Annotated in this window: 12 protein-coding genes and 1 pseudogene; 4 read left to right on the plus strand and 9 right to left on the minus strand. The window is 70.9% G+C overall.

Annotated elements, in window-relative coordinates; all coding sequences use genetic code 11:
• Positions 1-146 precede the first annotated feature (146 nt).
• The 3 genes from H7J89_RS14770 to H7J89_RS14780 are packed head-to-tail and all read left to right on the plus strand — an operon-like array spanning position 147 to position 7882.
• Entirely contained in the window at positions 147-4583 is a 4437-nt protein-coding gene (locus H7J89_RS14770) for a cation-translocating P-type ATPase (protein ID WP_264044844.1), read from the plus strand.
• Between the two features lie 9 nt (positions 4584-4592).
• Positions 4593-5207 (plus strand): DUF5994 family protein, encoded by a 615-nt coding sequence (locus H7J89_RS14775; RefSeq protein WP_264044434.1) that lies wholly within the window; start codon positions 4593-4595, stop codon positions 5205-5207.
• Positions 5208-5224: 17 nt separating this feature from the next.
• Positions 5225-7882, plus strand: a complete 2658-nt coding sequence (locus H7J89_RS14780; RefSeq protein ID WP_264044435.1) for a cation-translocating P-type ATPase — start codon at positions 5225-5227, stop codon at positions 7880-7882.
• Here the strand turns inward: H7J89_RS14780 and H7J89_RS14785 are convergent.
• Both H7J89_RS14785 and H7J89_RS14790 read right to left on the minus strand, forming a co-directional pair.
• Complete coding sequence (locus tag H7J89_RS14785) at positions 7851-9389, minus strand: FMN-binding glutamate synthase family protein (RefSeq protein WP_264044436.1); 1539 nt, start codon at positions 9387-9389, stop codon at positions 7851-7853. The two genes, H7J89_RS14780 and H7J89_RS14785, sit on opposite strands and share 32 nt — an antisense overlap.
• Complete coding sequence (locus H7J89_RS14790; RefSeq protein WP_264044437.1) at positions 9386-9790, minus strand: CBS domain-containing protein; 405 nt, start codon at positions 9788-9790, stop codon at positions 9386-9388. Before H7J89_RS14790 ends, H7J89_RS14785 begins: the two co-directional genes overlap by 4 nt.
• A 115-nt stretch (positions 9791-9905) precedes the next feature.
• Between H7J89_RS14790 and H7J89_RS14795 the strand changes: the two genes are divergently transcribed.
• Positions 9906-12269: a heavy metal translocating P-type ATPase gene (locus H7J89_RS14795; protein WP_264044845.1), complete on the plus strand. Its 2364-nt coding sequence runs from the start codon at positions 9906-9908 to the stop codon at positions 12267-12269.
• Here H7J89_RS14795 and H7J89_RS14800 read toward each other — a convergent pair.
• The 7 genes and pseudogenes from H7J89_RS14800 to H7J89_RS14830 all read right to left on the minus strand — a co-directional run bounded on the left by H7J89_RS14800 (position 12258) and on the right by H7J89_RS14830 (position 20494).
• A complete protein-coding gene (locus H7J89_RS14800; RefSeq protein ID WP_264044846.1) occupies positions 12258-13382 on the minus strand; it encodes a PPE family protein in 1125 nt (374 codons plus the stop codon). The two genes, H7J89_RS14795 and H7J89_RS14800, sit on opposite strands and share 12 nt — an antisense overlap.
• A 124-nt stretch (positions 13383-13506) precedes the next feature.
• Positions 13507-14646, minus strand: a complete 1140-nt coding sequence (locus H7J89_RS14805) for a PPE family protein (RefSeq protein WP_264044438.1) — start codon at positions 14644-14646, stop codon at positions 13507-13509.
• A gap of 213 nt (positions 14647-14859) precedes the next feature.
• Entirely contained in the window at positions 14860-15216 is a 357-nt protein-coding gene (locus tag H7J89_RS14810; protein WP_264044439.1) for a hypothetical protein, read from the minus strand.
• A 156-nt stretch (positions 15217-15372) separates the two neighbouring features.
• Positions 15373-16888 (minus strand): annotated as a pseudogene (locus H7J89_RS14815) (HNH endonuclease signature motif containing protein).
• Between the two features lie 21 nt (positions 16889-16909).
• On the minus strand, positions 16910-17779 hold the full coding sequence (locus H7J89_RS14820) for a TauD/TfdA dioxygenase family protein (RefSeq protein WP_264044440.1): 870 nt from the start codon (positions 17777-17779) through the stop codon (positions 16910-16912).
• Between the two features lie 89 nt (positions 17780-17868).
• The gene (locus H7J89_RS14825) at positions 17869-18729 is read right to left on the minus strand and encodes a pseudouridine synthase (RefSeq protein ID WP_264044847.1); all 861 of its coding nucleotides are present in this window, start codon (positions 18727-18729) and stop codon (positions 17869-17871) included.
• Positions 18730-18736: 7 nt separating this feature from the next.
• On the minus strand, positions 18737-20494 hold the full coding sequence (locus H7J89_RS14830; protein WP_264044441.1) for a glycerol-3-phosphate dehydrogenase/oxidase: 1758 nt from the start codon (positions 20492-20494) through the stop codon (positions 18737-18739).
• Positions 20495-20560: the final 66 nt, after the last annotated feature.

The following is a 20560-nucleotide window of genomic DNA, read 5'->3' on the forward strand; positions in this document are numbered from 1 at the left end:
AGCCACCCGAAAAGGGCCTGAACGACTCCTCCCCCGCGCGCCACCGCCCGTTAATCTCCCGCTATTACCATGCCGAGAACACTCGGAAGATCCACCTGAGCCGGGAGAGCACGGTGAGCACACGACGCGGCCTGCCCGGCTTTGGCATGCTGTTGGCGCCGCTGCGCGTCGCCGCCGTGGGCACCGAGATCGCCGCCGGCACCGCCCTGTTGGGCGGCAACGTCGCGATGAGCGTGGGCAGGTCCCTGGTGCGCGCCACGCCGGACGTTCCGGCGCTGACCCGCGCGGCGGCGGGCGCGGTGTTCGAGGCGGCGGGCGGACCACCGGCGCGGCGCACCAGCAGCAATGGCGCGCGGCACTGGATCGAGGTGCGGGGGCTCGAAAGCCAGCACGCCGCGGCGATCGCAACCGATGTTTTGGCGGCCTTCCGCGCGACACCGGGCGTGCGGCAGGCCTACCTGAACCGCACCCTCGCGCGGGTGGTGGTCACCGTGGCCGACGGCGGACCGTCGGCTTCAGCGCTGAGCCGCACCGTCGCCGGCGCCGAACGACGGCGCGGGGGCAGGCACCTGCCGGCCAGCCTGCCGGGCGACGACGCGCTACTGATGGGCCGGATGGTCGCGGCCACGGCCGCGTCTGTGGGCCTTGGCCTTTCACTGACCGGCAGTCTGCTGCGGCTGCCCCGGCTGCCGGACTTGGTGGCCGTCCCTCCGACGGTCGCCGACCACCTGCCGCGACTGCGCAGGGAGCTGGAGCGGCGTCTCGGGCCCGACGGCACCGACGTGTTGTTCGGCATCGTGAACGCCACCACCGCCGCCCTGACGCTGTCGCCGACGGCGGCGGCGGCCGAGGCCGCCACCCGCACGATGCTGGCGGCCGAGGCGTGGAACGGCAGGCTGGCGTGGTCCCGGCATGAGCCCGGGCTGGCCGGCCGGCCGGTGCCCGACGACGCCGGCGCGGCGCCGATCGCCAACCCGGCGCCCCCCGATGGGCCCGCGGAACACTACGCCAACCGCATCGGCATGGCGGGCCTCGGAGCCGCCGCCGCGGTCGGCCTGCTCACCCGCAACCCGGACGCGGCCGGCGCCGCCGCGCTGGCCGCCATGCCCAAGCCGTTGCGCACCGTGCGGGAAGCGTTCGGTTGCACGATGAACCGCGGCCTTTCCACCCGCCACGACGCGCTGGTGCTGCACCCCCGGGTGTTGCGGACACTCGACCGGATCGACGCGATCATGATCGACCCGCGCGCGCTGTACACCGACGAATTGACGGTCAGTCGGGTACTCGGAGTGGACAATTCGGCCCGCGCCCACGCCTGGGAGGCGGTTCGGGCCGCGCTCGACAACGACGGCCTGAAACCGGGATGGCACCCGCTGGCCGGGATACCCGGGGCCGGCAGCGTCGGCGAGGCACTCATCAGCCCCGTCCGCAATCCGTTCGCCGCCGCGGTGCTCACCGAGGCGCGGCGGTCACAACCGCGCGTCTATTCCCTCGACGACGACGGATTACGTTCCCTGGCACAGGGTTTCGACCAGCTCTACCCCGCGGACGGGTCGATCGACCACGCGGTGGCGGCGGCCGTCGCGGAACTGAAGGCCGCCGGGAACACCGTGGCGCTGTTGACCACGTCCGACATGCATGCCGCGCACCGCTCCGACGTGACGATCGGCCTGCTGCGGCCCGGGCATTCCCCGCCCTGGGGCGCCGACGTGATCGCGCAGGACCTGACCGGCGCCTGGCGGTTGTTGCACGCGCTGCCCGCCGCGCGCGCCGCCACCGACAACGCCGTCCGGTTGTCCGCGTCGGCTTCGGCGATCGGCGCGTTGATGCTGATTCCCGGTGTGCCCGGGCGAAGTTCGGCATCGGTCAACGTCGGCATGTTCGCCAGCCTGTGGTTCGGGTACCGGGCGGCTATCAAGACGCTGCGCGATCCGCTGCCGGAGCCCGAAACCAGCCACGACTGGCACGCGTTGCCGGTTGCCGAGGTGCAGCGGCTGCTGCCCCGCCCAACGGAGGAGGTGGACCGCGAGGAGACGGCCGCCTGGTGGCAGCAGGTGCCACCGGTTCGCGCGCTGCACGACGCGAGCGTGGCGTCGTGGGGAGTCGTCCGCGATTTCGCCGAGGAGATGCGCGGTGACCTCGCGGACCCCATCACCCCGCTGCTGGCCACCGGCGCGGCGGCCAGCGCGCTGCTCGGCTCGCCGCTGGATGCCGTGCTGGTGGGCAGCGTGCTGTTGGTGAACGCCGCCCTGTCGGCCGAGCAGCAGCTGCACGCGGAGAGCACCCTGAATCGCCTGCTGGCGGTGCAGGATCCGCCGGCGAGGCGGCGGGTGGGTGCGCTGGACGCGCACCGCCGCGAGAAGGTGCCGACCAAGCGGCTGCGGCTGGGCGACATCATCGAAGTCCATGCCGACGAGGTGGTGCCGGCGGACGCCCGACTGCTGCACGCCTCGAACGTGGAGGTCGACGAGTCGACGCTGACCGGCGAATCGCTGCCGGTGGCCAAGCAGACCGATCCCACGCCGGGCGCCCCACTGGCCGAACGGACCTGCATGCTCTACGCCGGCACGACGGTGGTCGCGGGCACGGCGGTGGCCGTGGTCACCGCCGTGGGATCGCAGTCGGAGATGCGCAGGGCGCTGGCGATGGCTCCGCGGAAGATGCAGGAGATCGGGCTGCAGCGACAGTTGCGGCACATCACCCGCCGGGCCCTGCCGTTCAGCGTGGCCGGCGGGGGCCTGGTCGGACTGCTCAGCATGGCGCGGGGCACCGGGTTGCGCGAGGCGGTGTCGAGCGCGGTCACGCTGATCGTCGCCGCCATCCCGGAGGGCCTGCCGCTGGTGGCGACGCTGGCCCAGCTGGCCGCCGCGCGCCGGCTCACCGGCGAGTCGGTGCTGATCCGCAACCCGCACTCGGTGGAAGCCCTGGCCCGGCTGAACGTGGTGTGCTTCGACAAGACCGGGACGCTGAGCGAGAACCGGCTGAAGGTCAAGGCGGTGCGCCCGATGACGGGCTACACCCCCGGTGCGCTGCTGGATGCGGCGTTGAGCACCAGCTACGCCAGGCACACCCACCGTGTCGACCACGCCACCGACGATGCGATCCACCGCGCGGCAGAAGACCCCGCCCTGCGCGGCGACGGCTCCGGGCCGCAGCGGCTGACCCGGGACGCCTTCCTGCCGTTCCAATCGGGACGCCCGTTCGCCGCCGCGCTCGTCGGCACCCGGCTGACCATCAAGGGCTCACCCGAGGTGCTCGCGTCGGCGCTCCTGCACGACGACCACCCCTTGGCGCAACAGGTCGACGAGATGGCGGCCAATGGGTTACGGGTGCTGGCGGTGGCCGAGCGTCAGCTCAGCGCGAGTGAAGCCGCTTCCGCGGCAAAGGATCCCGACCGCCTGGAGGCCCTGTGTGGCTCCGGCCTCACCCCGGTCGGCCTGCTCGGACTGGCGGACACCCCGCGGGCCGCCGCCCCCGCGGTGCTGAAGGAACTCGGCGAGCGTGGCATCGGCGTCCGGCTGATCACCGGCGATCACCCGGCGACCGCGGCGGCGATCGCCCAGGAGCTGGGGATCGACGTCACCGCCGACCAGGTGATCACCGGCAGCGATTGGGAGGCGCTGTCCGCCGACCAACGGGCCGACGCGGCGGCGTCGCGGGTGGTGTTCGCGCGGATGACGCCGGAACACAAGATCGACGTGGTGCAGACCCTCGAGCGGTCCGGGCTGGTGACGGCGATGGTCGGCGACGGCGTCAACGACGCCGCGGCGATCCGGGCGGCCAGCGTGGGCATCGGCGTGGCGGCGCGCGGCAGCGATGCGGCCCGCACCGCGGCGGACGTGGTGCTGCTCGATGAACGGATCGAGGCGCTGCTCGACGCGCTGGACGAGGGCGAGCAGCTGTGGCGGCGGGTGCAGTCGGCGGTGTCGATGCTGTTGGGCGGCAACCTCGGTGAGGTGTGCTTCGCCCTGATCACCACCGTCCTGACCGGACGTTCGGTGCTCAACGCCCGCCAGATGCTCCTGGTCAACATGCTGACCGACGCGCTGCCGGCCGCCGCCCTGGCCGTCAGCCCCCAGACGGGCACCGCCGACGTCGACCGCGACGAGGCGGCGATGTGGCGGGCGATCGGAATCCGCGGTGCGGCCACCACGATCGGCGCCACGGCCGGCTGGGCGATGGCCGGCGTGACCGGCCCACCGCGCCGCGCGGCGACGGTCGCGCTGGTTGCGTTGGTGGGTGCGCAGCTCACCCAGACGCTGGTCGACTCGCGTGCCCCGCTGGTGGTGCTGACCTCGGTCGGCTCGCTGGGCGCGCTCGCGGTGGTGGTCAGCACCCCGGGACTCAGCCAGCTGTTCGGCTGCACGCCGCTGGACCCGCTCGCCTGGGGTCAGGGGTTGCTGGCCGCGGCGGCGGCCAGCGGCCTGTCCGCGGTCGCACCCGACCTGATGTTGCGCGCGTCACACAGCGTGCAGCGGCGCTGGCTCGGCGTCGAGCCGGCGACCGAACCCGAAAGGGCACAAAGTCCCACCCCTTCGGTGCGGCCGACCCTGCCGGGTCCCGGGCGCGCCGACCACGATTGAGGCGTGCACATGCAAAATCGCTTACAGCTCAAGCCCTATCGGTCCGTATCGGAGCACATCGACGGTGCCTGGTGGCCGCGAACGACGAACCTGCTCGACGAGTTGCCGGGCCTGCTGACCGCGGTGTCCGAGCGGCTGGGCCCGGTCGTGATGGTGGGCTATCGCCGCAACGGCTGGCAGGACACCCCCGCGCTGGTGCAGATCGGCGGCCACACGGTCGAACTGCTGGCCTTCACCAGCGACGAGCCGTCCAGCGTCATCCTGATCGGGGAGAACGGCCACCACCTCACCCTGCACGTCATCCGCCCGGATGCCGGCGAAGAGGTGGCCCGTCAGGCGCTGGAGCAGGCGCGGGTGCCCGCCGACGACGGGGTTCCGTCGCGCAGCCGGTCAACCGTGGCGCGATCCGTGGCCGACGTTGCCGACAAGCTGGCCCGCCATGGGGGGCTCGGCGACGAGCAACGGACCGCGCAGATCAAGCGCTGGTCCGAGGAGGCCGCCGAGCAGTTCGTCGACGCGCCCGTCCAGACGTTCGTGCCGATCCTCGTCGAACACATCGTTCGCAACCGCATGATGGAGTCCCGCAGAGAAGCCCCGTCGGTGCTGCCGGCGAGCCACGCCTGAGCGGCTGAGCGCGTTCGGTGGATGCCGCGCTGATCGACCCCGACCCCGCGCTCCTCGACGCCACCGCCGTCGTCGAAAAGCTGTGTACCGACGCCGAACTCGGGCTGACCGCCGAGGAAGCCGCCCGCCGGCTCGCCGTCGTCGGCGCGAACGATATCGAGAGCGTTCCGCCGCCACCGGCCTACCGGAAGCTGCTGGCGCAGTTTCGCAGCCCCCTGATCTACCTGCTGCTCGCCGCGCTGGTCGCCTCCCTCGCGGTCTGGGTTGTCGAGGGGGCCGGCGGCTGGCCCGTCGACGCGGTGGTGATCGCGGTGATCCTCGTCCTGAACGCGCTTCTGGGCTACGCGCAGGAGACCCGTGCGGAGCGCGCGGTCAGCGCGTTGGCGCGGATGGCCGCTACCTCGGCGACCGTGCTGCGCGGTGGCGCGCGGCGCACCGTTCCCGCGAGCGAGGTGGTGCCCGGCGACGTGCTGCTGCTCGCCGAGGGCGACGCCGTGGCGGCCGACGCGCGGCTGCTCTCGGCCGCGGGGCTGGAGGTCTCCGAGGCCGCGCTGACCGGCCTGAGTGAGCCGGTGCTCAAGGACGCCCGGACGCTGGCGGAGCCATCGGCGCTCGGGGACAGAGCGGACATGGTGTTCAAGGGCACCGCGGTCAGCACGGGCGTCGGGCGGGCGGTGGTGACGGCCACGGGCATGGCGACCCAGACCGGGCAGATCGCCGGCCTGGTACGCATCGCCGACCATGAGCCGACACCGTTGCAGCGTGAGGTCGCCCGGGCCAGCCGGCTGCTGGGGATCGCGGTGCTGGTGATCGCCGTCGTCGTGATCGCGACGATTCTCCTGGTCTTCGGCATGCGGACCGCCCACGACGTGGTGACGGCGGCGCTGCTGGGCGTATCGCTGGCCGTGGCGGCCGTGCCGGAAGGGCTGCCCGCCATCATGTCGGTCGTACTCGCGCTGGGCATGCGGCGGATGGCGGCGCAGAACGCCGTCGTCAAACAGCTGTCGTCCGCCGAGACCCTGGGGTCGGCGTCGGTGGTGTGCTCGGGCAAGACGGGCACCCTCACCACCGGGGAGCTGACGATCGTGCGGGTCGTCACCCCCCTCGGGGAGGTAAGAGTCACCGGTGCCGGATACCGGCCCGAGGGGCACCTCGAGCGTGGCGGGGCGGCGCTGGACGAGGGCGACGGCCTGTGGCGGCAGGCCGCGCTGGTGGTCGACGGGGGCGCCGCGGCCGCCCACGCCACCCTCGAAGCGGACGACGGGCGGTGGACGATCCGGGGCGACCCCGTCGAAGCGGCCTTCCTGGTGGCCCACAAGAAGCTCGGCGGCGGGCCCCGCCCCACTCCGGCGGACGTGACGACGGGTGACCCCGACGAGGTGCTCGGCCACTGCACGCACCTGCGGGCCGGTGATCGGGTGGCTCCGCTCGACGACGCGACACGGGCCACGATTCGAAGCGCAGCCGAGCGGCTCAGGCTCGATGCCCTGCACGCCATGGCGGTCGCCTGCCGGTCCGATGGACACCTGGTCTACCTGGGCATGGTGGGCATCACCGACCCGCCCCGACCGGAGGCGGCGGCGGCGATCGCCGAGGCCCGGCGGGCCGGGGTGAGGGTCGTGATGATCACCGGCGACCATCCCCAAGCCGCGGCGCGCATCGCCCGGAAGTTGGGTATCGAAGATCGCGAGTCGGCCGTGTCCGGCACTCAACTGGCGACCCTGGATGACGAGCAGCTGCGCGAAACGGTGCGGCTGCACTCGCAGTACACCCAGGTGAGTCCTGCGGACAAGCAGCGCATCATCGACGCGCTGCAGGCCGAGCATGAGATCGTCGCGGTGACCGGCGAGGGGATCAACGACGCGCCCGCGCTGAAGGCGGCCGACATCGGCATCGCGATGGACCGAAGCGGCACCGAGGTCGCCAGGGAGGCTGCGGACATGATTCTCGCCGACGACAACTTCGCGACCATCGTCCAGGCCATTCGCGAGGGCCGGGGCATCTTCTCGAACATCAAGAAAACCCTGCGCTACCTGCTCTCCTCCAACATGGGCGAAATCTTCACCGTCTTCTTCGGCGTCGTGCTGGCCGGCGCGATCGGCCTGTCGCAGGGCCACACCGTCGCGCTGCCGCTGTTGGCCACGCAGATTCTGTGGATCAACCTGCTGACCGACGGCGCGCCGGCCCTGGCGCTGGGCGTCGACCCACACGCCGACGAGGTCATGAACCTGCCACCGCGCTCGGCGTCGGACCGGGTCATCGACGGCCGGATGTGGAACAACATCGTCGTGATCGGCGCGGCCGTGGCGGCCGCCACCCTCGTCACGATCCACCTGTACGCGCCCGGCGGGCCCCTGCCGTCGTCCCTGGACACCGCCCGCACCGCGGGCTTCACCGTGCTGGTGATCGCGCAGCTGATCAACACCATCAACGCCCGTTCCGAGACGCGGACCGCGTTCCACCGGTTTTTCGCCAACCGCTGGCTGTGGGCGGCGATCGGGTTATCGGCGCTGCTGCAGGTGGCCGTCGTTCAGCTGCCGGTCCTCAACACCGCCTTCACCACCACGCCGCTGTCCCCGAGCCAATGGCTGGTGTGCGTGGCCATGGCCAGCTCGGTCCTGTGGGTCAGCGAGATCCGCAAGCTCATCTTGCGCCACCGGACATCACGGTCGTGATCGCCTCCATGTCCGCCCGGCTCGGCAGTCCCCAGTCGGGCTGGTAGCCCAACAATTCGTTGACCCGCACCGTTTTCATGTCGATGTCGAGAAGTTCGATGGCTTCCAGCGGCACCAGCGCCGGGTGGACGTAGCCGCAGGTGCGGGCCAGCTGCAGCAGCTCGAAGCGCAGGGTGGCGAGGTAGTTGGCGCAGCGTACCGACTTCAGGTCCGGGTCGAGGCCGTGCTGCAGCCAAGGCGACTGGGTGGCCACGCCCGAGGGGCAGCGGCCGGTGTGGCAGCGCTGGGCCTGAATGCAGCCGATGGAGAACATGGCGGTTCGGCCGACGTTGATCATGTCGCAGCCGGTGGCCAGCGCCAGCAGCGCGTTCTCCGGGATGCCCAGCTTGCCCGACCCGACGAAGACCACGTCGTGGTGCAGCCCGTGCTCGGCGAAGGCCCGGTAGACCCGGGGCTGCGCCCATTTGAACGGCAGGGCGACGTGGTCGCTGAACACCAGCGGGGCGGCCCCGGTGCCGCCCTCGCCGCCGTCGACGGTCACGAAGTCGACGCCCGTCCCGGTGCGGGCCATGCGCGCGGCCAGGCCACACCAGAACCGTTCCTCCCCGACCGCCGACTTGATGCCGACCGGCAGGCCCGTCTCGGCGGCGATGGTCTCCACCAGCTCCAACAGCCCGTCGACGTCACGGAACGCGGAATGGCCGGCGGGGCTCCTGCAGTCCACCCCGACCGGAACACCGCGGATGGCGGCGATCTCGGCGGTGACCTTGGCGCCCGGCAGCACGCCGCCCAGGCCCGGCTTGGCGCCCTGGCTGAGCTTGATCTCGATGGCGCGGATCGCCGGCGTGGCCGCCACCCGATCGATCAGCCGGGGCAGGCTGAAGCGGCCGTCGTCGTCGCGGCAACCGAAGTAGCCGGTGCCGATCTGCCAGACCAGGTCGCCGCCACCCAGGTGATACGGCGACACCCCGCCCTCGCCGGTGGTGTGCAAGGCGCCGGCGATGGCCGCGCCCTTGTTCAGAGCGGTGACGGCCGCACCGCCGAGCGCGCCGAAGCTCATCCCGGAGATGTTGACCACCGACGACGGGCGGAAGGCTTTGGCGCGCCCCCGCGCGCCGCCGAGCACCTTGGCCGCCGGCAACGGCACCGCCGGGTCGGGGTGCTCGGGTTCGCCCACCGGCGCCGCGACGGGGAACGCCGCGTGCTTGATGATCGGATAGTTGTGCACCCGTTCCAGGTCGTTGTCGGTGCCGAAGCCGAAGTACCGATTGGCCAGCTTCGACGACGTGTACACCCAGCGGCGCTGGTCGCGGCTGAACGGCCGCTCCGCGTCGTTGTCCGTGACGATGTACTGGCGCAGTTCCGGGCCCACGGCTTCCAGCAGGAACCGCAGGTGCCCGATGATCGGGAAGTTGCGCAGGATGGTGTGACGGCGCTGCAGAAGATCCCACCCCGTCAGTCCGGCCAGGCTCCCGCCGACCAACGCGGCCACCGCCCGGGATTTCAAGAATCGAAATCCGTGTAGACGCCCAGCAGGTCGCGCGCCGACACGATGCCGACCAGCGCGCCGTCGCGCTCCACCAGGACGTGCCGGATGTAGCGGTCCATCATCCGGGCGGCGACCTGGTCGACCGACGCTTCGGTGTCACACCACACCAGTTTGGTGCTGGCCACGTCGGAGACCGGTGCGGTGGCGAGGTTTCGCCCGGCGGCTACCGCCCGCACGATGTCGCGCTCGCTCACCAGCGCGACCGGCCGTGCCTCGTCGCCGATCACGACGGCTCCCACATCGCAGGTCACCATGGCCCTGGCGGCGTCGGCGATCGTGGCGTCGGCCGGGACGCGGGCCACGGGGTCACCGGTGATGGTGGAGATCGGGATGGACCCCGGCGTAGATATCTCAGTCACGTCTCCATGCTCGCCAGAGGGCGGCCGGCCTTCTAGTGACCTGAGTCCTCAATCCGCGTCCATCCGGCCCTAGCCCATTTGGGAACGCGGGACCACGCTGGGACGCATGGGCGCTATGGCACGCCGGGGTTGGTCGCGGCCCGCTCAGTGGGTCGAGCCGATCCTTGCCGCGGTGACCGTCGTCGCGTTGGCGGCCGGGGGGATCGCCTGGCTTGCCGGGGCGCCGCGGGTCGCCGACGGCTGCTGGATCGCGGGCACGGTGGTGGCGGTGGTCCCCGCGGTGGTGTGGGTGCTGGCCGCACTGCGGCGGGGCCGATTCGGGGTCGATCTGATCGCCGTGTTGTCGCTGGTCGGCACGTTGCTGGTGGGCGAGTATCTCGCGGGCGCGCTGATCGCGGTCATGCTGGCCGGCGGGCGGGCGCTGGAGGCCGCGGCCGAACGCCGCGCGTCCCACGATCTGCGCGCGCTGCTGGAACACGCGCCGCGATTCGCCCGCCGCCGCGTCGGGTCGGCGGTGGACGTGATCGCGCTGGACGAGGTGGCGGTCAACGATCTGCTCGTGGTGGGCCCGGGCGAAGTGGTGCCCGTGGACGGGCGCATTTCCGGCGTGGTCGCGGTGCTGGACGAATCGGTCCTGACCGGCGAACCGCTGCAGGTGGAGCGCGGCGTGGGCGAGCCGGTGCGCAGCGGGGTTGTCAACGCGGGCAGCGCCTTTGAGATTCACGCCACCGCCACCGCCGCCGACAGCACCTACGCGCAGATCGTCCGCCTGGCCGCGGAGGCCGGGGCGGAGAACGCGCCGGTGGTGCGGCTGGCCGACCGGTACGCGGCATGGTTCTTGCCGTTGACGCTGCTGGTGGCCGGGGCGGCCTGGCTCGCCGGCGGGTCACCGGTGCGGGCGGTGGCGGTGCTGGTGGTGGCGACGCCATGCCCGCTGTTGCTCGCGGCGCCGGTCGCGATCGTGTCCGGGCTGTCGCGGGCGTCGCGGCGCGGCGTGGTCATCCGCAGCGGTGGCGCTCTGGAAAACCTCGGCCACGCAACGACTTTGGTGATGGACAAAACCGGCACCCTGACCATGGGGTGTCCCGTCGTCATCGACGTCGCGGCCGCGCCCGGCCGCGATGCGCTCGAGATCCTGCGGGTGGCCGCCTCGGTGGATCAGATGTCTCCACACGTGCTGGCCGAGGCGATCGTCACCGCGGCGCGGGCCCGCGGCCTGCCGCTGTCGCTACCCACCGAGGTGGTCGAGGAACCGGGCCGGGGCGTCACCGCCACCCTGGACGGACGGCGGGTCCATGTCGGCAAACTCTCGCACGACACCGCGACCGCGGAATGGGCCCGCGCGGTGGTCAATCGCGCCCTGCTGGACGGCGCCGCGATCGCCTGGGTCTGCGCGGACGGGCGGCCGACTGGCGCGGTATTGCTGCGTGACCCGTTGCGCCGCCATGCGCCGCGAACGCTGCGCCGGTTACGCGAAGCCGGGCTGAACCGACTGGTCATGCTGACCGGAGACCGCGCCGAACCCGCCCGCGAGGTCGCCGTCGTGCTGGGCTTGGACGAGGTGTACGCGGAACAGAGCCCGGCCGACAAGGTGGCCGCCGTGCGCACCGAGCGGGAGCGTGCGGTGACCGTGATGGTCGGCGACGGGGTCAACGACGCACCCGCGCTGGCAGCGGCCACGGTCGGCGTGGCGATGGGCGCCCGCGGTGCCACCGCGTCCTCGGAGGCCGCCGGCATCGTGTTGACCACCGATCGGCTGGAGCGGCTCGCCGACGCGATGGACATCGCCCGCTGGTCGCGACGCATCGCCGTGCAGAGCGCGGTCGTCGGCATGGTCCTGTCGCTGGCGGCGATGGCCGTCGCCGCCATCGGTTGGCTCCCACCGGCCGTCGGCGCACTGGTGCAGGAAGGCATCGACGTCGCCGTGATCCTCAACGCGCTGCGCGCCCTGCGCGGCAACCCGGACATCGAGGTCGACCTCCCTGCGTCGACCGAGCAGATGTTGCGCCGCTTCGACGCCGAACACGACGAGCTGCGCGACGCCGTGGACCTGCTGCGCGACGCCGCCGACCAGTTGGCCGCCGCGCCCGACCAGTCGGCGCTGGAGGCGATCAGCCGCGCGCACGCCGTGCTCACCGAGCGCATCATCCCGCACGAGCAGGCCGAGGAGACGCAGCTCTATCCCGCGCTGGCCCATCCGCTGGGCACCACCGAAGCGACCGCCCCCATGAGCCGCACCCACGCCGAGATCCAACGGCTCTCCGACCGGATCGGCGCACATCTGGCCTTGGCCCAGAGCAGCGGGACGATCGGCGCTGACCAGCTCGACGACCTGCTCGCCTGCCTATACGGGTTGCATGCCCTGCTACGCCTGCATTTCCTGCAGGAGGAGGAAAGCTATTTCACCCTCGCCGAGGACGAACCCGGCGAGCGAAAGCCAGATGGCCGGGATGCCTTGGCGGACAAGCTATCCCGCTGAAGGCGGCCGTTTCATGACGGTGCCGGGCAGCTCCGCGCCGATTTCGATGTCCTCGTAGTCGCGCCCGTCGCCCCGGCCACCCTTGCCACCCACCGGCGGCCGCATCGGCGCCACCGGCACGGCGGGGGTCTGCCCCGCCCCCGGCGGAAGCGGGGAGATCGCCGAGGCGAGCTGCACCGGCGGCTGCGCGCCGGGCAGCATCCCCACCGTCGCGGGCGGCATGCTCAGCTTGCCCACCAGCACGGAAACGCCCAGCGCGCCCCGGGGCGCCAGCGCCCCGGAACCGAGGGCGTTCATCAGGCTGGCATCCGCCGACGCCAGGGCGGCCCCGCCCTCTGCCAGCCCCTGGCCGATGTCGGCGCTGACACCTGAAAGCGCCTGGGCCGCATTGAGCTGCGCCAGGTAGCTGAGCAGGTTGACGGGGAAGCCGCCGGCGATGAACTGCCAGCCCCATGTGCTGTTGTAGAAGAACCAGCCCGACTGGGGATCGAAGGGAGTGACGCCGAGCGCGTCGATGATCGACGCCGTATCGGTCGAAGCCAGCGCGTTGGCGGCGGGCACCAGCGAGGCCTGGGTGGAGACGCCAGAGGGGTTGGCGACGGGCGGCGGCGCCGAGAGTGGCGAGAGCTTGACCGCGTTCAGCGAGGTCGCGCCGTAGCGATACATCGCCGCCGAGTTGTTGACCCACATGGCGTTGTACTCGGCTTCGGTCTCGGCGATGGCCGGAGCGTTGACACCGAAGAAGTTGGTGGCCAGCAACATCGCCAACCGCGCCCGGTTGGCGGCGACGACGGAGGGATGCACCACCGTCCAATGGGTCAATTCGAATGCGGCCGTGACGGTTTCGACCGATGCGGCGATTTGCTGGCATTGCGCCGCGGTGGTCCGCAACCAGGCCAGGTAGGGCTGGAAGGCCTGGGCCATCGCCACCGAGGACGGACCCTGCCACGTCCCCGCCAGCGACGCCAGCTCCGCGGTATAGCTGCTTGCCGCCGCCTCCAGTTCGGCGCTGAGCTCCTGCCACGCGCCGGCCGCTTCGATCATCGACCAGGCGCCGGGTCCGGAGTGGATCAGCGCCGAAGTGATCTCGGGCGGCAGCAGCCCGAAATCAATCACGTCTCGCCCAACCGAACGCGATGGGCACGACCACTTTGCTTGCGCGACAGAGTATTTGCGCCGCGATGAACCTATCCGGCGGCGAGAAGCGACTTCCGGAGTGGGGAGGCGTCATCGGCTCTCATCCCCCGCTTGGCGGTCGGTGAATCACCTTCTTCGGGAGTTCCGCCCCGTATTCAAGGTCCTCAAACTTCTGTTGCTTGCGCTTGCGCCAACCGCTGCCCGCCGAGTTGGTGGCCGGCGCCATCATCGGCATGAGCGGCATGCCGGTGAGCCCGGCGTCGGCGGGCAGGGGCGACACTGACGATGCGAGTTGCACCGGAGTCTGCGTCGCCGGCAGCAGGCCCACCACTGCGGGCGGGGCGGTCAGCTTGCCCAGCGAAACACCAACCCCCATCGCCCCTGCGGCCGCGCCGCCGGGTGCGGCTTGCAGGGCACTGGCCAGCCTGGTCACCGACGACGCCAGCGCCCCCTCGCCCTCCGAGAGCCCCAGCCCGATGTCGCTGCCCACGCCTTGCAGCGCCTGGGCCGAGGTGTTCTGCGCCAGGTAGCTGAGCAGGTTGATCGGGAACCCGGAGGAGATGAACTGGTTGCCCCAGGTGCTCCAATAACTGAACCAGCCGGCGTTGGGGTCGAACGGGGTGACGCCGAGCGAGTCGATGATGTTGCCCGTGCTCGAGGCCGAGCTGAGCAAGGAAGCATTAGACACCGCGGCGTTTTGGTTGAGCGTGCCCGTCGGGTTCGAGATGGCGAGCGGCGAATTGAATTGCGACAACGACGTGGTCGCTTGTGACGACGCCGCCTGATATCGCGTCATCGCCGCGGAATTGTTCGCCCACATGGTCTGGTATTCGTCCTGGGTCGCGGCGATCGCCGCGGTGTTCTGCCCGAACCGGTTGGTGGCCAGCAACTGCGCCAGCCGCGTCCGGTTGGCGGCGACGACGGAGGGGTGCACCACCGCCGAGCGGACGGCGGTGAATGCCACCGCGGCGGACTCTGCCGAGGTGGCCATTTGCTGGGCCTGCTGCGCGGTGGTGCGCAGCCAGATGAGGTAGGGCTGTACGGCCTGGAGCATCGCCATCGACGACGGGCCGTCCCACGAATCGATCAACGACGACAACGCGGACGCATACACGGCAACCGAATTTTCCAACTCGACGCCCAGGTTCTGCCAAGCGCCAGCGGCCTCGATCAGCGAACCCGCCCCGGGACCGGAATGGATGAGCGTCGAGGTGACCTCGGGTGGCGCGAATAAGTCCATCACATCTCACATTGTCTACGCCGGGTACGCGGCCGGAAAATTTCGATGACCAAATTGCAAAGAGACCGGAAACATTGAACATTCACCCCCCAAAGGTGCCGCCCGCATCCTTCCCGTCGAGTTCCGGACCGTGAGAACGATATACCGGCGACCTTAGGGTAGCCAAAGTATTAGCCGGCGTCGGCACTTCGAAGAGGGGCCCGGAAGATTGCGCTACAGGCCGGGCAAGCAGATGGGTGCTCCGTAGCAAGGCGGCGGACCTAGCGGCCGGCGGGGCGCGTCGCCCTCCCACACGAACTGGCCGACGTTGCCCATCCCGCCGACGGGGACCCAGTACCAGTGGTGGCAGACGCCCATATCCCACCGGACATCGGGCATCGGCAACGGTTGTCCCGGGCACCAGTCGTGCGGGACGGTGAAGTTGTCCAGGGGCAATGGGCCGATCACTTGCGGGGCGACACCGCGCTCCGCCTGGGCCGTGCCCGCGGCCAGGCCGAGACCGGCCACCGCCACGCCGCCGGACAGCAGCGCCCGGGTGATGGCCTTCCTGACCTTGTATTTCTTCGACATCGCTTCGCGCCTTCCTCGACGCTGTGGGATCAGTATCCGCTCGCGCCGCCGGAAACAGCAGACAATGACCGGATCGCTACCGATCCCAGGAAGAGCTTCGCGGGAGCGAATGGCGCCTGTTCGCCGTCGCTTCCAGGTAAGGCCGATGATGGCTCGTCAAAACGGTGGCGGATCGTCATCGCCGTCGGGTGGAGCCGGCCCGCGGTAGCTCATCGACTCGGCGCGCCGGAGGGTGCGGGCGTCGCGGTTGTGTCGACGCTCGACGGCGATCCGAGTGGCGCGGTCGTGGGCGCGGGTGCGGCGGCGCTTGGGCATCATCGCGGTGCGCTGACCGCAGTAGTCGGGCGGCGGGGGATCGACCTCGGGGGCCGCGATCATCCCGGTGGACCGGCACAGGCTGGGAAACAGCAGCGCACTGCCCGGGGTGGTGACGTAGTGCGCCCCGCGGGAGAGGTCAAGATCAGGGTGCCGTCGGCCAATTGCTTTTCGGTCCAGCCCCAGAACGTTTTCACCAAATGATGGGTGCGGCAGTAGCACTTGAGCTTGCTCGCATGGGTGCACCCACCGACGCTGTAGGGAATGGTGTGGTCGATGTCGCAAGCCACCGCCGGGCAATCACAGCCCGGCCAGCGGCAGGTCAAATCCCGGCACCGCACGAAATCGGCCAACGCTTGGGATGGCACATAGCCCGGCTCGGGCGGCGCGTCGCCGGGGTGCACCAGCGGCACCAGCTTGGCCGCGGCGGCCAAGTCGGCCACCAGCTCGGGTGGGATCAACCCCTCGGCGCCCAGCTGGCAGCCCGGCGCCTCACGAGTGCCGTCGACGGTGGCTTGCTCGGCGATGACGTGAATCACCACCGCACCGGTCGCCGGGCGGGTGCCCACGGCGCAGTCGGGCCGCCCGCAGCGGCAGCCCAGCCTGTCGGCCCCCGCGGCCAGCACCCCCAGCGCATCGGCGCGGCGCTGCTCGCGGGTGCGCGGATCGTGCTCACACACCGTGGCCGCCAGCGCATCCAGCCGCGCATCCAGGATGGCAGCATCCGGGCTGCACACCACACCCTCGATGCGGGCCAACCCCTCGCCCATGTCACCGATCCACACCTCGCGCCCGGCCGCGCGCTCGCGGCGCCGCCGCACCGCATCCGCATCAGCCTTCGCGACGATCCGGTCCACCTGGGCGCCCAACCGCGCCGGGGTCATCGACGGCCAGCGCGCCACCGTGGCCGCCAATTGCGCATCCACGGCCGCCACCACGCTGGGATCGGTGATCAGATCGGTGCGATACACCAGCGTCTGCACCATCCGAAGATCGATATCCCCAGCGGCGAAGACCCCGGCCACCCGGGGCAGCAGCTCGCGCAGCGCCCGCGCATAGCGCACCCGGCTGGCCGCCAACCCCTGGCTGATCCGCAACTCCGCGGCCACCTCGGCAGCCACCGCCGCCTCGGTATCCACCGCCCATTCCTCACACTCCGCACACCGCGACAACCGGTAGGCGAACAACTCCCCGATCGCCGCCAACTGCCCGGCCGCCGCCCGATTCTCCGCCCGCGCCAAACCCGACACCCGCTCGAGCAGCGCCGCCGACTCGTGCGTCGCCGACGGGAGCGCCGCTCGAAGAGCTCATCCAACGCGGAGATCGCCTCGGTCGACGGCGCCCTTGAATCGAACATAGGTTCGATTATGCCACCCGGCTACGACAACCTCATGGCCTCCAGCCCGTCCGCGGCCGTCGCGGAAATCGTGCTCCGCACCATGAAGCGCGGCTCCCCCGCCGGCCACGGCCGGCCGCGATGCAGGATCGCGCGGTTATCCCACATAACCACGTCGCCCTCGCGCCACGAGTGCACGAATCGGGTCTCACGGGCAGTCGCTGCCTCGGTCAGGCCGGCGATCAGCTCTCGCGCCGCTGCTGGCGCCATGTCCTCGATCGCGTACGCGTGCGAGGCCAAATAAAGCGCCTTGCGGCCATTAACCGGGTTCCGCCACACCAGACGCCAGCATTGCGGCGGCAGCGCCGCGCGCTCGGCCGGGCCGGCCAGGTCGGGCGCGATCTTGCCGCGCGAGTAGGCGTACTCGTGCCAGGCGAAGCACTCTTCCAGCCGCCGTTGCAAAGCGGCATCGAGGCGCTCGAAGGCGAGCCGGGTAGAGACGTACTCGGTCTCACCGCCATGCCCCGGAATGACGCGCGACGACAACACCGAAGCGAGCGCCGGCACGCGCTTGAACGAGCTGTCGGTATGCCAAAGCTGGTTGGCCTTGTTCTCTAGGGCAAGTCGGTGGCCTTCGGGCACCACGTTGCCCGCCTCGTCGAGGGTCTTGAGGATGACGAGATTGCTGCCATGACCCTCCGAACCGACCTTGGTGACCTCCAGCGGCCCGAAGCGGCGGGAAAAGGCAAGCTGCGCTTCATCGGTGACGTCCTGATCGCGGAACACCAGGACCGAATGCTCCTCGAACGCCGCCCGTACCGCCGCATACGCGGCCTCCGATACCGCGACGTCCTGAATGCTGACTCCACATATCTCCGCTGCGAAGCCCGGGCCCGACGGCACGATTTCCATCGGCGCCTCCGAAGCGTTCGAGGTTTCAGTACGACTGTCCACCTAGAGCGCGCGCCCGGCAAGCCATCGGCATGACGGACCGAGCGAAACTACGGTCCCGATCGCCGGCTGACGAATTCGCGGCGGGCACCCGTCACCGGATCGTCGAACTCGAGGCGCTGCGCCAGCAGCCGCAGCGGCGTGCTGAAGTCGTCGGCCGGCACGTCAAGGATGTTGGGGTACAACGGGTCTCCGTCGATCGGCACGCCGAGGGCGGCCATGTGGACGCGCAGCTGGTGGGTGCGCCCGGTGCGCGGGGTCAGCCGGTACAGGCCGTCCGGGGAAACGAGTTCCACCAGTGTCTCCGCGTTGGGCGCCCCGGGTTCGCAGACGGCCTGCAAAACTCCGCGCCGCTTGACGATCCGGCTGCGCACCACGCGCGGCAACACCAATGCCGGATCCACGCGGGCGCGCGCCAGATACGTCTTGCGCACCAGCCCCCGCGAGAACATGGTCTGGTATGGGCCGCGCACCTCGCGGCGGGCGGTGAACAGCAGCACCCCCGCGGTCAACCGGTCCAGCCGGTGGGCGGGACTCAGCTCGGGCAGGCCCAGCTCCCGGCGCAGCCGCACCAGCGCCGTCTGCGCCACGTGCCTGCCGCGGGGCATGGTGGCCAGAAAGTGCGGCTTGTCGACGACCACGATGTCGGCGTCGCGATGAAGTACCGGGATGCCGAACGGCACCGGAACTTCGTGAGGCAGCTCCCGGTACAGAAACACGCTGGCACCGGCGGGCAGCGCCGTGGCCTCGTCGACCACCGCGCCGTCGGCGTCGACCACCTCCCCGGCCAGCACTTTCGACCGCGCGGGCGCGCCGAACCGCTCGGTCAGCTCGGCCAGGACCGGTCCGCCGCGCAGCCGCACCCGCGCCGGGCCGAGCCCGTCGCGCACCGGCAGCGGCGCCGGCCTCACCACACGCTCAATTCAAAGGCACCGGCTCGAGGATCTCGGCGCGCGCCTCCGGGGCACTCGCCCGCAGCTCGTCCGCCGACACGTCGTCGGGCTGGGCCTGCGACAAGATCTCGGCCTCCACCCGCGCGGAGTAGTTCGCCACCTCACGCTCGACGTCCGCCGCACTCCAGCCCAGTACGGGGGCGACCACGTCGGCGACCTCGCGGGCGCAGTCCACGCCGCGGTGCGAGTACTCGATGGAGATGCGCATCCGGCGGGCCAGGATGTCCTCGAGGTGCAGCGCCCCCTCGGCGGTGACGGCGTACAGGGCCTCCACCTTCAGGTAGCCCGGCGCCTCCTTGATCGGGCTGAGCAGGTCGGCGTTTCCCGCCGCCAGACCCAGCACGTCGCCGATCAGCGAACCGTAGCGATCCAGCAGATGCCGCACCCGGTACGGATGCAAACCTTGCAGCCCCGCAACGTGTTCGGCCTGATTCACCAGGGCGAAGTAACCGTCGGCGCCCAGCAGGCTGACCTTTTCGGTGATCGAGGGCGCCACGCGGGCCGGGACGAACTGGGCCGCGGCGTCGATCGCATCGGCGGCCATCACCCGATAGGTGGTGTACTTGCCGCCGGCGATGGCCACCAATCCCGGCGCGGGCACCGCCACCGCGTGCTCGCGCGACAGTTTGGAGGTCTCCTCGCTCTCCCCGGCCAGGAGCGGCCGCAGCCCGGCGTACACGCCGTCGATGTCGGCGTGGGTGAGCGGGATGGCCAGCACGGTGTTGACCGTCTGCAGGATGTAGTCGATGTCGGCCTTGGTGGCCGCGGGGTGGGCCAGGTCCAGGTTCCAGTCGGTGTCGGTCGTGCCGATGATCCAGTGCGTGCCCCACGGGATGACGAACATCACCGATTTCTCGGTGCGCAGGATGATGGCGACGTCGCTGACGATGCGGTCGCGCGGCACCACCACGTGCACGCCCTTGGACGCGCGCACCTGAAATCGCCCACGCTGCTTGGACAACGCCTGAATCTCGTCGGTCCACACCCCGGTCGCATTGACCACGACGTGGCCGCGGACTTCGGTGACGGCGCCGTTCTCGGAGTCGCGGACCCGCACGCCGGTCACCCGGTCGCCCTCGCGCAGCATCGCGACCACCTGGGTGGAGGTCCGCACCACCGCGCCGTAGTGGGCGGCGGTGCGCGCGACGGTCATGGTGTGCCGGGCGTCGTCAACGACGGTGTCGTAGTAGCGGATTCCACCGATCAAGGACGTCCGCTTTAAGCCAGGACTCAACCGCAACGCGCCGGCCCGGGTCAGATGCCGTTGCGCCGGAACGGATTTCGCGCCGCCCATCCGGTCGTAAAGGAAGATGCCCGCGGCGACGTAGGGCCGCTCCCACACTCGATTGGTCAGTGGAAACAAGAACGGCATCGGCTTGACCAGATGCGGCGCCAAGGTGGTCAGCGACAGCTCCCGCTCGTAAAGCGCCTCGCGCACCAGCCCGAACTCCAATTGTTCGAGATAACGCAACCCGCCGTGAAACATCTTCGACGACCGGCTCGAGGTGCCCGACGCGAAATCGCGCGCCTCGACCAGCGCCACCTTGAGCCCGCGGGTGGCGGCGTCCAGCGCGCAACCGGAGCCCACCACGCCGCCGCCGATGACGACGACGTCGAACTGCTCGGCGCCGAGTCGCTCCCACGCCAGCGCGCGCTGCTGAGGTCCCAACGTGGATGCCGCCCAGGTCTGTGTGCTTTGGGGCGCCTGTATCGGGTTGCTCACGGCAGAGGACTCCTCACCGGGAAACTCCTGTCGGTTACTCGCCAGTAGGACGGTGTCGGACCAAGG

Source organism: Mycobacterium paraffinicum, from assembly GCF_025822865.1.
Lineage (GTDB): Bacteria > Actinomycetota > Actinomycetes > Mycobacteriales > Mycobacteriaceae > Mycobacterium > Mycobacterium paraffinicum.